This is a genomic window from Butyrivibrio sp. CB08 (assembly GCF_003625485.1).
Lineage (GTDB): Bacteria > Bacillota > Clostridia > Lachnospirales > Lachnospiraceae > Butyrivibrio.
The window spans coordinates 231,703-246,518 of the sequence record NZ_RAIR01000004.1 but is presented as its reverse complement, the minus strand read 5'-3'; the positions used below and the strand labels follow the sequence as shown (position 1 = coordinate 246,518).

General features: G+C 46.0%; 9 protein-coding genes. 8 read left to right on the top strand and 1 reads right to left on the bottom strand.

The features are described 5' to 3' along the window. Window positions 1-41: 41 nt before the first annotated feature. The 8 genes from D6855_RS09180 (at window position 42) to D6855_RS09145 (ending at window position 13,166) form a co-directional block, all read left to right on the top strand. Window positions 42-2,909 (top strand): glycosyl hydrolase 115 family protein, encoded by a 2,868-nt coding sequence (locus D6855_RS09180; protein WP_120740257.1) that lies wholly within the window; start codon window positions 42-44, stop codon window positions 2,907-2,909. Window positions 2,910-2,919: 10 nt separating this feature from the next. Beyond that, the gene (locus D6855_RS09175; protein WP_120740255.1) at window positions 2,920-3,861 is read left to right on the top strand and encodes an ABC transporter permease; all 942 of its coding nucleotides are present in this window, start codon (window positions 2,920-2,922) and stop codon (window positions 3,859-3,861) included. 14 nt (window positions 3,862-3,875) lie between these two features. Then, window positions 3,876-4,748, top strand: a complete 873-nt coding sequence (locus tag D6855_RS09170) for a carbohydrate ABC transporter permease (RefSeq protein WP_120740253.1) — start codon at window positions 3,876-3,878, stop codon at window positions 4,746-4,748. Window positions 4,749-4,825: 77 nt separating this feature from the next. Next, complete coding sequence (locus D6855_RS09165; RefSeq protein WP_120740251.1) at window positions 4,826-6,541, top strand: extracellular solute-binding protein; 1,716 nt, start codon at window positions 4,826-4,828, stop codon at window positions 6,539-6,541. A 196-nt stretch (window positions 6,542-6,737) separates the two neighbouring features. Next, a complete protein-coding gene (locus D6855_RS09160) occupies window positions 6,738-8,840 on the top strand; it encodes a glycoside hydrolase family 3 C-terminal domain-containing protein (RefSeq protein WP_120740249.1) in 2,103 nt (700 codons plus the stop codon). Window positions 8,841-9,000: 160 nt separating this feature from the next. Continuing rightward, the gene (gene xylB, locus D6855_RS09155) at window positions 9,001-10,539 is read left to right on the top strand and encodes a xylulokinase (RefSeq protein ID WP_120740247.1); all 1,539 of its coding nucleotides are present in this window, start codon (window positions 9,001-9,003) and stop codon (window positions 10,537-10,539) included. A 45-nt stretch (window positions 10,540-10,584) separates the two neighbouring features. After that, on the top strand, window positions 10,585-12,066 hold the full coding sequence (locus tag D6855_RS09150; protein ID WP_120740245.1) for an L-fucose/L-arabinose isomerase family protein: 1,482 nt from the start codon (window positions 10,585-10,587) through the stop codon (window positions 12,064-12,066). Window positions 12,067-12,206: 140 nt separating this feature from the next. After that, the gene (locus D6855_RS09145; protein WP_120740243.1) at window positions 12,207-13,166 is read left to right on the top strand and encodes an NAD(P)-dependent oxidoreductase; all 960 of its coding nucleotides are present in this window, start codon (window positions 12,207-12,209) and stop codon (window positions 13,164-13,166) included. Window positions 13,167-13,238: 72 nt separating this feature from the next. Here the strand turns inward: D6855_RS09145 and pap are convergent, their stop codons facing one another. Then, the gene (pap, locus tag D6855_RS09140; RefSeq protein WP_120740241.1) at window positions 13,239-14,714 is read right to left on the bottom strand and encodes a polyphosphate:AMP phosphotransferase; all 1,476 of its coding nucleotides are present in this window, start codon (window positions 14,712-14,714) and stop codon (window positions 13,239-13,241) included. Window positions 14,715-14,816: the final 102 nt, after the last annotated feature.

The following is a 14,816-nucleotide window of genomic DNA, read 5'->3' as shown; positions in this document are numbered from 1 at the left end:
TCAACAAGCAAAAGTGAAATCAGAACCTGGTGGGGGTTAAAGTGTCTAAGGTAAGTTTCGATAACAGGTTAATGTTCACTTACGAGTCTAAATCATTTCCCGGAGTCAATAAGGTTGCAGCCCTGGTCAGACAGGACCTGTTTCTGGTCACTGGTTTTCACGCAGGTGAGTACACAAGAGGCTGTAAGTGCAGAAATCTGATAATCTTTGGAACTGTAGATAGAAGCGATTACCTTAAGGAACTGGAAGATAACGGACTACTGGATTTGGATGAGGTAAGGGGGAGATGGGAAGTCTATAGCTTTCAGGTTATAGATGCTCCGATGGAAGGCGTAGATCATGCACTGGTCATCGCCGGAAGTGACAAGAGAGGAACGATTTACGGACTGTTCCATCTGTCAGAACTCCTTGGTGTTTCACCACTTGTTAACTGGAATCATGTAATTCCCAAAAAGAGAAAGAACGTATCCCTGACAGACGAGGTCAATGTGGTTACAAAAGAGCCTTCAGTCAGATACAGGGGATTCTTCATAAATGATGAATGGCCAGCTTTTGGAAACTGGGCCATGGAGCACTTCGGCGGAATAAACGCCATGTGCTACGAACGGATTTTTGAACTGCTACTAAGACTTAAAGGCAATTACCTGTGGCCAGCCATGTGGAATTCAAACTTCAGCATGGACGGACCGGGACTTGAGAGTGCAAGACTTGCAGATGAGTACGGCGTTGTGATGAGTACCTCACACCACGAACCCTGCATGAGAAGCGGCGAGGAGTACAGACTCCTTCGCGGAGAGAACTCTCTCTACGGTGATGACTGGAGTTTTGTTAATAACAGAGACGGCATCACGAGATTCTGGAGAGACGGACTTCTTAGAAATAAGTCCTTTGAAAATGTTATAACGCTGGGTATGCGCGGTGAGAGAGACAGTAAGATCCTTGGAGAAGACGCAAGTCTTGAGGACAACATAGATCTCCTTCGTGATGTTCTTAAAACTCAGAACGACCTTATCCGCGAGACCATAGATATAGATCTTGATAAAGTACCGAGGCAGATAGTTCTTTTCTCCGAAGTGGAAGAGTTCTTCTACGGAGATGACAAGACTAAGGGTCTTATGGGAGATCCCGAGCTTGAGGGCGTGACCCTGATGCTATCTGACAACAACGTTGGATACACAAGGACGCTTCCGTCAAAAGAGATAGCAGACCACCCGGGCGGATTTGGCATGTACTATCACATGGATATGCACGGCGGACCATATTCCTTTAAATGGATCGGAGCCACATATCTTCCAAGGGTTTGGGAGCAGATGACTGCAGCCTACGAGTTCGGAGTAAGACAGATCTGGGTCGTAAATGTTGGAGATATTGGAACCCAGGAGCTGGGACTTTCCTACTTCCTGGACCTTGCATACGACATAGAAAAATGGGGCGGCACAGATGCAGCCATCACACAGGAATATGTAGATAACTGGGCAGAGAGGCAGTTTGGAGCAATGCTTCCTCTCTCTGGCAGGAATAAGATAAAGAAGATCATATGGGATTACACATCCCTTCTTGAAAAGAGAAGACATGAGATCATGAACCCATATGTGTACGACCCGCTTCATTATGGCGAGGCAGACATGGTGCTTGCTACTTCCAATGAGATCCTCAAGGAGGCAGCTGCACTTAAAAAGAAGATTCAGGAACAGGATATGTCGGCATTTATATCCCTGCTGTATTATCCGTCCTGCGGAACAGCCAACCTGATGAAGATGTGGATACTGGCAGGCAGAAACATGTTTTATGCAAGCCAGAACAGAGTAGAAGCCAACATCGTAGCTGATGAACTTGACGTGTGTGTCAGGGCAGATGCTGAGATCATAGATGAGTACGAGACAGTTGACGATGGTTACTACAAGGGCTTTGGTAAGTCCGAGCACGTTGGATTTATAAACTGGAACGAAGAGGACAACAGGTATCCGGTAAGACACCTTGTTTACGGGGCTAATTCCCCAAGGATGCTGGTGGCAAGAGCTGATGATGAGCACTACATGACAGGACTTGAGTGGTGCGACAAGCCCCAGACCTGGAGCAACATGCTCCGCCCTGATGTTAGTAGTATCCAGTTTGACCTTATAAGCGGAAGCGACAAGCCATTCAGATACAGGATAAGAACTGATTGCAGCTGGCTGAACTTCTCCAAAACAGAAGGAGAGGTTTCCGTAAGAGAGAGGATCACCCTTTCGGTAGATAAAGCTCTTTTAACTGATAAGGCAACAGGTACATTTACAGTAGAGAGCATCGGTTTTGGAACTGCTCATGTAACGGTACTGGTAGCTCCGCCAAAGGCACCGGAGGGCATGTTTGTTGAGAGTGATGGATACATCTGTATGGAAGCTGAGCACTTCGCAGAAAGCGAAGATACGTCAAAGGGTTGTTTCAAGGTACTTAAGCCCTACGGCAGAACAGGAAGCGCCATTAAGGCATTCCCTGTGATCCATGATTTTACAGGTGATAAGAAAAAACCATCTGTTACATACAGGTTCTATACCAGGGATGAAGGGGATTATGACCTGACCTTTGACCTGGCACCAACTACACCGGTTACGTTTAAAGAAGGTCAGTATCTGAGCTATTCCGTAAACGGCGGCAAGATCCAGACTGTAAACACAGTCAGAGAGCCGGACAAGGAGTTCTTCTTTAGCAAGCAGTGGCGCGAGGAAGCAAGGGATAGCGTTAAGAAGGTTTCAGTCTCGGTTAAGTGTAAAAAGGGAGAAAACACCCTTAAGTTCTACGGCGCAAGCCAGGGGATCGTACTTGAGAGAGTACTGCTTGTGAGATCTGGAATAGAGCTTCCAAAGTCCTACTTGGGACCAAGGGAGAGTTACATCAGACTGGAAGATGAATCTTCCAGTGAAAGTTAGGAGGAAGAAAATGAGTAAACCAGCACAGACGCAGTCTAAACAGAAATTCGGCGTCTATATGAAGAAGTACTGGCAGCTGTACGCAATGCTGTTTTTGCCTCTTCTGTATCTTTTGATCTTCAAGTACGTTCCTATGGTGTACGTACAGATCGCCTTTAAAAAATACAGCCTGATGGGCAGCATTTGGACACAGCCACTTGCCAAGAATCACGGATTTGAGTATTTCATCAAGGCATTCCAGAATAACGATTTCAGATATGCCCTGAAGAACACTCTTACACTTAATCTGCTGGATCTTATTTTTGGATTCCCGGCACCAATCATCTTTGCACTTATCCTTAACGAGCTCTGCTTTGTTCGTTATAAGAAGGTGGTTCAGACCATAGCATACATGCCCCACTTCCTTTCATGGGTCATCATCTACAGCTTGGCTCTGCAGCTCCTTGCACCAAACGCAGGTCTAGTTAACATGGTTATCCAGAACCTTGGCGGAGAGGCAATTCCTTTCCTTAATGACGAGGCACACTGGGTAGGCAGTTACATCGGATTTGGTATATGGCAGAACTTTGGATGGGGCTCCATCGTTTATCTGGCAGCAATTGCTGGTATCAACCCAGAGCTCTACGAGGCAGCTTCCGTTGACGGAGCTGGCAGATTCAGAAAGATCTGGCACATCACACTTCCAGGCATCAAGCCAACAATCGTCGTTCTTCTTATCATGAGCCTTGGTAACATCCTTGGCGGCGGATTTGACAGACCATTCGCATTCCAGAACAACCTCGTAATGCGTGTGGCAGACGTTATCGCAACATTCGTTTACAGAGTCGGTATTAAGGGTCTTCAGTTCTCCCTTACAACGGCCGTTGGACTATTCCAGTCCGTAGTAGGAGTATTCTTCCTGCTGATGGCTAACTGGATCTCTCGCAAGCTTGGCGAGAGAGGAATCTGGTAAAGGGGGGCTAAGAGATGAAAATTAAATCAAACGGCGAAAAAGCCTGGGATATGTTTTTTGTATTTCTTTGCCTGATTGTCAGCGCAATATGTATCATCCCAATGCTTAACCTTCTTGCCAAGTCCCTGAGCGGAACTGATTTTCTGGTAAGAAACGAAGTATATCTCATTCCAAAGGGCCTTAACTTCAACGCGTACTCAACAGTCCTTAAGGACCCTAAATACATAAGAGCCTTTGCATGGACAGTAATACTTACAGTTATCTGCACACTTCTGTCCCTGACTATGACAACACTGTGCGCATTCCCTCTCATCTTTGAGAAGCTGCGCGGCAGAAAGGCTATCAACATCTTTATTACCATCACTATGTTCTTCAACGCAGGTACAATTCCTAACTACCTGCTGATGCAGAAGCTGAACCTTCTTAGTAACCCACTGGTTCTGATCCTTCCTGGAGTACTTAGTGTTTACAACATGATCATCATGAGGAGTTTCTTTTACGGAATTCCAGACAGCCTTAGAGAATCTGCAGAGATCGACGGAGCAACATTCTTCGAGATCCTCTACAAGATATATGTTCCTCTTTCCAAGCCTGTTATGGCTACACTGGCACTGTTCTACGCAGTAGGAAGATGGAATGGCTACTCAGATGCTTTGATGTACATGAGAGAAGAGAAGTATTATCCACTGCAGCTCCTTTTGTACAACATCATCAACAACATCAACTCAGTAGAAGTAGCAACTCAGGAGGGCTTCTCAGCTCCCGGACTTTCAGAGTCACTTAAGGCAGCGATCGTAATGTTTTCAACAGTTCCGATCCTTTGCATTTACCCGTTCCTTCAGAAGTACTTCATCAGCGGAGTTACTCTTGGTGCGGTAAAAGAGTGATGGGCACAACTTACGGATCCTATCCCACGAAACGGGATCACATATTATCTATCAACAAGCAAAATGGAGGTAAAGTTATGAAGAAAAAGGTATTATCCATGCTCCTTGCTTCTGCCATGGCACTTTCAATGGTTGCCTGTGGACAGTCTAATGGGGGCGCAGCAACAACAGAAACACCTGCAGCTACAGAGACACCTGCTGCAACAGAAACTCAGGCTGAGACACCAGCTGAGCCTGCTGGCTCATCAGAGCTTACAGATGGTAAGTTCGCTGACACAAGATCTATCACAGTAGAGATCTATGACAGAGGAAATGACGGTGGTTCAGATCCTGAGAACAACATGTACACAGAGTACATCAAAAAGGGAATGCTCGAGGAGCACAACGTAGAAGTTACTTTCAAGAAGGTTCCAAGATGGACAGAGACAGAGGATATCAACAACCTCCTTGCAGCTCAGGAAGCTCCAGACATCTGCGTAACATACAGCTATCCTACAGTTCTTACATACGCTGACATGGGCGGTGTAATCGACCTTAAGGACCTTGTAGAAGAGTACAAGGCTGACACACCAAACCTTTGGGCTTGGCTTGAGGACACAAACATGCTTTGGGACAAGGATCCTAAGACTGGATCTCTTTGGGCAATCGAAGGTAGAAGAGCTGAGCAGCAGAGAATCGTTACTTTCGTTCGTCAGGACTGGCTCGATGCACTTAACATGAAGGCTCCTACAACAACTCAGGAGTTCGAAGACATGCTCGTAGCTTTCAGAGACAACGCTGATACTCTTCTTGGCAAGGATGCTTCCAAGATGGTTCCTTTCTCAACAAGCTATGATATCGGTTGGAGAGCAAGCAACATCATCACATCCTTCATGGATCCTCAGATCACAGATAAAGAGTATTACATCAACGGCTTTGATGACAGAATGGTTACAGAGCCTCAGACAAAGGAAGCTGTTAAGCTTCTCAACAAGTGGTACAACGACGGCCTTATGTGGAAGGATTTTGCTCTTTATGGAAGCGGAGACACAACAGAGGACGATATGATCAAGGCTGGTTATGTTGGTGCATTCCAGCACAACTGGGATTACGTATTCAGAAACGGTGAAGATTCAATCAACGCTAACCTTAAGAGAAACGTTGGCGAAGACGCTAAGTTCGTAGCAGTTGACTGCTTCAAGAACTCAGCTGGCAAGTATGCTAAGTGGCTCTACTCAACAGCAGGCGACAGAAAGCTCTTCTTCCCTACAACAAACGATGAGCCTTTAGCTTCTCTTCTTTACCTTGACTTCATTTCAAAGCCTGAGACAATCAAGTACCTCCAGGCTGGTGATGAGGGTGTTACACACGAAGTACTTGAGAGCGGCGCTATCCAGATCAAGGCTGCTGAAGGCGATGCAATCCAGAACTCTGGTAAGAACATCGACTACACAATCACATGTAACGGAACATACTTTGGTGACTGGGATCTCGCTAACCTTTCAATCGCTTATGGTTATGCTGAGGCTGATCCAGAGCTTGTAGATGCAGCTAACAAGATCTCACTTGCTGATGGTCTTGCTCCTATCAACGTTAACGTTGGTGTTATCGAGGCTGAGGCTGGTGTTGGTGATACACTTTCATCAAAGAGAGATCAGATCTATGACAACGCTGTAGTTGCAGCTCCTGCAGACTTTGATTCTACATGGGACAGCTACATGTCAGATTACCTCTCATCAGGCGGACAGGCTATCATGGACGAGCGTGCAGCTAAGTGGGCTGAGTACTTCGGCGATGCTGATATGCTTCCATAATAGATGCTGTAATAGATGATTTAATATAATAGGTTTATCCGGGGCCCCACGTTATGTGGGGCCCTTCTTTTATGCCCTGCCACACATATTTAATAACAACATGGCAAGATGTGGTGAGATATAACCATGTGCAAAAATATAGAATAGACTCAGTAGCATTAACACCTATTATTTTGAGAATATTGAGGGTATAGCGATGAACAGACAAGAAGCAAGAAAAAGAGCTACAGAGCTGGTTTCCAAGATGACAGTGGAGGAGAAAGCATCACAGCTAAGATACGATTCTCCAGCCATCGACAGACTTGGAGTTCCAGCATATAACTGGTGGAACGAGGCTCTTCACGGGGTTGCAAGAGCAGGTACAGCCACCATGTTTCCACAGGCCATCGGAATGGCAGCAGCCTTTGACAAGGACCTTATGAAGGAAGTGGGTGAGGTCATTGCAGAGGAAGGCAGAGCCAAGTACAACGAGCAGGCTAAGCGCGGAGACAGAGATATCTACAAGGGACTTACCTTCTGGTCACCAAACGTAAACATCTTCCGTGATCCAAGATGGGGCAGAGGCCATGAGACATACGGAGAGGATCCATACCTTACAGGAGCCCTTGCAGTTCCTTTCATCAAGGGAATTCAGGGAGATGGCGAGTACATGAAGGCAGCAGCCTGTGCCAAGCACTTTGCTGTTCACTCAGGACCTGAGGGCGACAGACATTTCTTTGACGCCAAGGCATCAAAGAAGGACCTTGAAGAGACATATCTTCCAGCTTTTGAGACCTGTGTCAAGGACGGCGGCGTAGAGGCAGTCATGGGTGCTTACAACAGGACCAACGGAGAGCCATGCTGCGCAAACAAGCCACTTATGGTTGACCTGCTTCGTGGCAAGTGGGGATTTGAAGGCCACTTCGTATCAGACTGCTGGGCTATCAGAGACTTCCACGAGAACCACAAGGTTACAGCAACAGCTGAGGAGTCAGTTAAACTGGCACTGGATATGGGCTGTGACGTCAACTGCGGATGCACATATCAGAAGATGATGAACGCATACAGAGCAGGCCTTATCACAGAGGATCAGATAACAGAGTCCTGCGTAAGACTCTTTACCACAAGATTCCTTCTTGGAATGTTTGATAAGACAGAGTACGACAATATTCCATTTACAGTAGTTGAGTGTGACAAGCATCAGAAGGTGGCACACAAGGCTGCATTAGAGGGCATAGTTCTTCTTAAGAATGACGGACTTCTTCCTCTTAATAAATCTAAGCTTACAACCATCGGCGTTGTTGGACCTAACGCTGATTCAAGAATAGCCCTTATGGGTAACTATCACGGAACATCATCCAGATTTGTAACAGTTCTTGAGGGTATCGAGGACAAGGTTGCTGGAGATGTGAGAGTCCTTTACTCAGAGGGATGCGACCTTTGGAAGCCAAACTTAAGTAACCTTTCAGATCAGGATTATCCTGACAGACTTTCTGAGGTTCAGACCATCGCAGACTACTCAGATGTAATGGTAGTTGTAGTTGGTCTTGATGAGAACCTTGAGGGAGAAGAGGGAGATGCAGGTAACCAGTTTGCATCAGGAGACAAGGTAAACCTTGAGCTTCCTATTCCTCAGAGACAGCTTCTTAATTCGGTTCTTGACTGCAACAAGCCTACAATAGTTATCAACATGTCAGGAAGTGCGATCAACCTTGGAGTAGCTCAGGAGAAGGCAAGTGCCATCATCCAGGCATGGTATCCAGGCGCAAAGGGCGGACAGGACGTGGCAGATATCCTCTTTGGTGACGTATCACCATCAGGTAAGCTTCCAGTTACTTTCTATAGTTCCACAGACGACCTTCCAGACTTCAGGGATTACTCCATGAAGAACAGGACCTACAGATACTTTACTGGCACACCTCTCTACCCATTTGGATATGGTCTTACTTATGGTAAGTGCAGGGCAAAAGAGATGTCGGTTGAGGCAGGATCTGATGGAGCAACCGTTAAGGTGACCATGGTCAACGATGGCGCTGTTAAGACTGCTGATGTACTTCAGATCTACGTTCAGGACACAGGCTATGAGCTTGCTATCCCTAACCCATGTCTTGCAGCCTTTGAGAGATTTGAGCTTGCAGCAGGCGAGGAAAAAGAGATCACAGTAAATCTTCCAAGAAGAGCATTTACTTCTGTAGATGAAGAGGGTAATCGAGATGTCTTTTCCCATAACTTCAAGATCTTCGCTGGCACATCTCAGCCTGATGAGAGGTCAAAAGAGCTCACAGGGGTAAGCTGCATCGAGAAAGATGTAACAATTTGAGCTTCAAAAAATACAAGCATAAGAAATTATGTATAAAAATTAGCGGTTATTTTCTGCAATCTATGACAATGTAAGTTTAGTATCAATAATGATACTCTAGTTGTATGGGACAGGTGTACAAGTTGCCTGTCCATACAGCGCTATAGGAAAGGGGCAAGGTATGAATTATCTTATAGGAATTGACGTAGGAACTTCTGCTACCAAAACAGTTCTATTTGATGAGAACGGAACCGTAGTAGCTGAGAAGGCCTATGAGTATCCAATGTACACACCTCAGAATGGCTGGGCTGAGCAGGAACCATCTGATTGGAAGAAGGCTAGTCTTGAGACTGTAGCAGCAGTTGTTAAAGAGGCGATTTCAAGCGGCAAGGTAGCCAATGCAGCTGATATCAAGGGAATCGGTATTTCCGGACAGATGCACGGACTTGTAATGCTTGATGAAAACGGGGAAGTTATAAGGCCATCCATTATCTGGTGCGACCAGAGAACTGGCGAAGAAGTAGAAGAAATGCTTCAGATAATGCCAAGAGAGAAGTGGATCGAGATCACAGCTAATCCACCACTCACAGGATGGACAGCAGCCAAGATCCTCTGGGTTAGAAACAAAGAGCCAGAGAACTACAAGCGCTGCAGACACATTCTTCTTCCTAAGGACTACATCAGATACGTCCTTACAGGAGAGTTCGCAACAGAGGTTTCAGATGCTTCAGGAATGCAGCTGATGGACGTTGCAAACAGATGCTGGTCTGACGAAGTACTTGAGAAGCTTAACATCGACAAGTCACTTCTTGGTAAGATGTACGAGTCATGTGAGGTTACAGGTAAGCTTACAAGCGAGGTAGCAGCACAGCTTGGACTTACAACTGATACAGTTGTAGTTGGTGGTGCTGGCGACAATGCAGCAGCTGCTGTAGGAACCGGCGTAGTAAGAGAGGGAACAGCCTTCACTACAATCGGTACTTCCGGAGTTGTATTTGCACACACAGACAAGGTAAGCATTGACCCTAAGGGACGTGTTCATACATGTTGCTGCGCAGTACCAGGCGCATGGCACATCATGGGAGTTACACAGGCAGCAGGATTCTCACTTAAGTGGTTCAGGGACAACTTCTGCCAGAGCTATATTGAGGAAGCCAAGGAAAAGGGCGTAGATCCATACGATCTTATCAATGCTGACATCGAGACAGTTCCAGTTGGAAGTGACAGACTTATCTATCTTCCATACCTTAACGGTGAGAGAACTCCACACCTCGATGACAAGGCAAGAGGAGTATTCTTTGGTCTCTCAGGTATCCACACACGCAAGCACCTCTTAAGAGCAGTTATGGAGGGAGTTTCATATTCACTCTGCGACTGCAACGATATCCTCAAAGAGATGGGTATCAGCGTAAAAGAGATGATGGCCTGCGGCGGCGGTGGAAAGAGCAAGATCTGGAGACAGATGTTATCTGACCTGTATGAGTGCAAGGTTGCAACTATCAACCAGGAGCAGGGACCTGCACTGGGTGTAGCTATTCTTGCTGGTGTTGGTAGCGGAGTATACGCAAGCGTACAGGAAGCAGCAGATAAGCTTATCACCAAGGCAAAAGAGACTGAGCCTGTAGCAGACAATGCTAAGAAGTATGCAGCATATCACGAGCTTTACAAGAAACTCTATGCAGACCTTAAGGATGATTATAAAGCACTTTCAGAGCTTTAAAATTTAAAACGTTTAGCGGCGGGGGCCGCAGGAAAGGGGATTATTATGATCAATGTACCAGAGTTAAAAATCGGATTAGTTGCAGTGAGCAGAGACTGTTTCCCAGCTTCACTTGCTGTTAACAGAAGAAAGGCATTAATGGATGCCTACAAGAAGAACTTCAACGACAAGGACGTTTATGAGTGTCCTGTATGTATCATCGAGAGCGAGATCCAGGCTATGGAAGCTCTTGAGGATATCAAGAAGGCTGGATGTAACGCTCTTTGCGTATATCTTGGAAACTTCGGACCAGAAATTTCTGAGACACTTATCGCTGAGAAGTTCGACGGACCTGTAATGTTCTGCGCAGCTGCTGAGGAGTCACAGGGTGACCTCATCGACGGCAGAGGAGATGCTTACTGTGGAATGCTCAATGCAAGCTACAATCTCCACCTTCGTGGCGTTAAGGCTTACATTCCTGAGTACCCAGTTGGAACAGCTGAAGAGTGCGCTAAGATGATCAACGAGTTCGTGCCTATCGCAAGAGCTATCTACGGCGTATCAAACCTCAAGGTTATCGCATTTGGACCTCGTCCTATGAACTTCCTTGCATGTAACGCACCTATCCAGCAGATCTACAACATCGGTGCAGAGGTTGAAGAGAACTCAGAGCTTGATCTTTTCGAGAGCTTCAACAAGCACGCTGGTGATCCTAGAATCGCTGATGTAGTTAAGGATATGGAAGCTGACCTTGGCGCTGGTAACAAGAAGCCTGAGATCCTTGAGAAGCTTGCTCAGTACGAGCTCACACTTCTTGACTGGATCGAGGAGCACAGAGGAAGCAAGAAGTTCGTATGTATCGCTGGTAAGTGCTGGCCTGCATTCCAGACACAGTTCGGATTCGTTCCTTGCTATGTAAACTCAAGACTTACAGGACGCGGAATCCCTGTATCTTGTGAGGTTGATATCTACGGCGCTATTTCTGAGTTCATCGGAACATGCGTAAGTAACGACGCTGTTACACTTCTTGATATCAACAACTCTGTACCTGCTGATATGTACAACGAGTCTATCAAGGGCAAGTTCGACTACAAGCACACAGATACATTCATGGGCTTCCACTGCGGAAACACATGCACAAGCAAGCTTGCTAGCTGCGAGATGAAGTTCCAGAGAATCATGGCTAGAAACCTTCCTGAGGAAGTTACACAGGGAACTCTTGAAGGCGATATCGCTCCTGGAAACATCACATTCTACAGACTTCAGAGCACATCTGATAACCACCTTCGTGCTTACCTTGCACAGGGCGAAGTTCTTAACGTTCCTACAAGATCATTCGGTGGTATCGGTGTATTCGCTATTCCTGAGATGGGAAGATTCTACAGACACGTTCTTATCCAGAATAACTTCCCTCACCACGGAGCAGTTGCATTCGGACACTATGGAAAGAGCCTCTTCGAGGTATTCAAGTATCTCGGAGCAGAGACAATCGGCTACAACCAGCCTGCATCTCTTCCATACCCAACAGAGAATCCATTCTGCTGCTAATGTGACATAAGTCCGGTTCCGACCGGTGCAAAATCCGCCATCTATGCGTAAAAAAATCGCATAGTATGGCGGATTTTTTGCGCTGTTCGGAACCTGGGATTGTGGTACAATGGCAGAAAAGAAATGCGGGAGGAAAGTATATGCGTATAGTAATTGCGGATAAAGATAGTGTCGGAAATGACATGGATTACAGTATATATGATGAGTTGGGAGAAGTAAGTTACTACGACGACAAGGTGACTGAGGAGAATGCGAAGGAGAGGCTTGCTGGGGCGAAGGTACTGGTTATAAATAAGAGCCAGATCACGGATAAGCTTCTTGATGATGCGCCGGACCTTGAGCTTATATGCGAGTTTGCAACAGGCTTTGATAATGCCAATATTCCTGCATGTGACAGACATGGAGTTAAGGTGGCAAATGTGGTGAACTACTCAACGGATTCTGTGGCGCAGCACACCTTTGCGATGCTCTTTTATCTTATGGAGAACCTTAGACACTACGACGAGTTTGTTAAGTCTGGTGATTATGCTAACCAGGAGCATTTCTGCTGTCTTGATATTCCTTATGAGGAGCTTGCTGGTAAGACCTATGGAATTGTCGGAATGGGAAATATCGGAAGGAAGGTTGCCCAGATAGCTACAGCTTTTGGCGCAAAGGTTATCTTCTATGCATCTTCAGGACACAGCGACTGCACAGACTATGAGCAGGTAAGCTTTGATGAGCTCCTTACAAGATCAGATATCATCTCACTTCACTGCCCGCTCAGTGACAGGACAAGAGACCTTTTTAACAAAGAGGCATTTAGCAAGATGAAGAAGACAGCTATCCTTATTAACGTGGCAAGGGGAGCAGTGGTTGTTGAGGATGACCTCTATGAAGCTCTTGCAGATGGAACTATAAGGGCAGCAGGACTAGACGTACTTAATCCTGAGCCTATGGCTAAAACTTCAAAGCTTCTTAAGATCCAGGATAGTGGAAAGCTCATAGTCACACCACATCTTGCATGGGCCAGCACTGAGGCCAGAAAGAGATGCCTTGATGAGGTTAAGAAAAACATCCAAAGCTGGATGAACGGAGAACCAAGGAATATCGTTAACTGAATCTGTGCTATAATCGCAATGTCTTTGAAATAAAAGGTCTGGACTAATGATAAGTCCAGACCTTTTTATAGTTTATTCTATAGCCTTTTTGATCTCTTCGATGACAATCTTCAGAGCCTTTATTCTGGCGTATTTCTTGTCCACTGATTCAAGAACATACCATGGTGCAAAAGCTGTGCTTGTTTTTTCTATCATCTCGTCGATGGCAGTCTCATAAAGATCCCATTTTTCCCTGTTTCTCCAGTCTTCATCTGTGATCTTCCACTGCTTTTCCGGAGTGTTCTGCCTGTCGTTGAAGCGCTTTAGCTGAGTGTCTTTGTCGATCTGAACCCAGAACTTGATGATGACTGCGCCCCAGTCCTTTAGCTCTTTTTCGAACTCATTGATCTCGTTGTAGGCTCTCTGCCAGTCGTTCTCGGAGCAGAACCCCTCAAGTCTTTCTACCATAACGCGGCCGTACCAGGTCCTGTCAAAGACAGTTATGTGACCGGTCTTTGGAAGTCTTGTCCAGAAGCGCCACAGATAGTGCCTTGCTTTTTCGTGGGGCTCAGGACTTGCAATAGGCTCAACCACAAAGTCTCTTGGATCAAGGGCCTCTGTGATCCTCTTTATATTTCCGCCCTTTCCTGCTGCGTCCCATCCCTCATAGGCGATGATAACAGGGATTTTCTTGCGGTAAACCTTATTTCCAAGATCCTTAAGCTCCTTCTGGAGGCGGTCAAGCTCAGCGTCGTACTCCGCATCGCTCATGACCTTTCCATCAAGGGAAATATCCGACAGCTTTCCGATCTTTTCCATAGGGAAGGTGTTCTGAAGGATCGGAACGTTCATCTTCTGGTTCTTGAGGGCAATATCTATTCCCTGATTAAGGAACTGAAGAACCTGAAGCTCAGCAAATTTCTTGTCCTTGGCATCAATTATGTACCATGGAGTTCTGGACTCGTTGGTGTCCTCAAGGTAGCGCTCAAATACGTCGAGGATCTTGTCGTAGTGCTTGTTCTGCAAAAGGTCATTTTTATCTACGCGCCACTTGGTATCTTTACTGCTTCGAAGGTCATCAAGTCTCTTTTTCTGTTCTTTTTTGGATATATGGAAAAAGAACTTTATGACCAGATATCCGTTGTCGACAAGCTGGCGTTCAATGACGTTTATGGAGTGTACTCTCTTTTTATACACTTCATCCGTGAGATTTCCTTCAATGACGCCGGATACAACTTCTTCCATCCAGCAGGTGTCAAAGAACCTGAATTTTCCTGCTTCAGGGATCTCCTTTATGTATCTGTAGAGGAAGGGATATCTCTTTTCCTCGGGACTTGGCTCCCTGTCCATGGTGGCAACCTTAAAGAATCTGGGATCGATGTTCCTTATGACTTTGCCAATGACAGCTCCCTTACCAGCGGCGTTCCAGCCTTCAAACAAAACCATTACAGGAAGCCCCGCCTCCTTGATCTTCATCTGAAACGCAGAAAGGCGCATGCGCTCTTCCTTAAGCTTGGCCTTAAGCTCTTCTTCCTCTGGCATTTCAACCTTAACAAAGTCCTTCAGCATAGGGATACCTCCTTTATGGCGAAATCGACGATATTCTAACAATATAATACCATAAAACCGAACAAAGATAGAGCCCGTAAAATGGCGCATTTGCGTTGACCA

Bases quoted from the DNA above. Each gene is read 5' to 3' on its own strand.
- D6855_RS09175 (WP_120740255.1), top strand. From the start codon at position 2,920: ATGAGTAAACCAGCACAGACGCAGTCTAAACAGAAATTCGGCGTCTAT.
- D6855_RS09170 (WP_120740253.1), top strand. From the start codon at position 3,876: ATGAAAATTAAATCAAACGGCGAAAAAGCCTGGGATATGTTTTTTGTA.
- D6855_RS09165 (WP_120740251.1), top strand. From the start codon at position 4,826: ATGAAGAAAAAGGTATTATCCATGCTCCTTGCTTCTGCCATGGCACTT.
- D6855_RS09160 (WP_120740249.1), top strand. From the start codon at position 6,738: ATGAACAGACAAGAAGCAAGAAAAAGAGCTACAGAGCTGGTTTCCAAG.
- xylB (WP_120740247.1), top strand. From the start codon at position 9,001: ATGAATTATCTTATAGGAATTGACGTAGGAACTTCTGCTACCAAAACA.
- D6855_RS09150 (WP_120740245.1), top strand. From the start codon at position 10,585: ATGATCAATGTACCAGAGTTAAAAATCGGATTAGTTGCAGTGAGCAGA.
- D6855_RS09145 (WP_120740243.1), top strand. From the start codon at position 12,207: ATGCGTATAGTAATTGCGGATAAAGATAGTGTCGGAAATGACATGGAT.
- pap (WP_120740241.1), bottom strand. From the start codon at position 14,714: ATGCTGAAGGACTTTGTTAAGGTTGAAATGCCAGAGGAAGAAGAGCTT.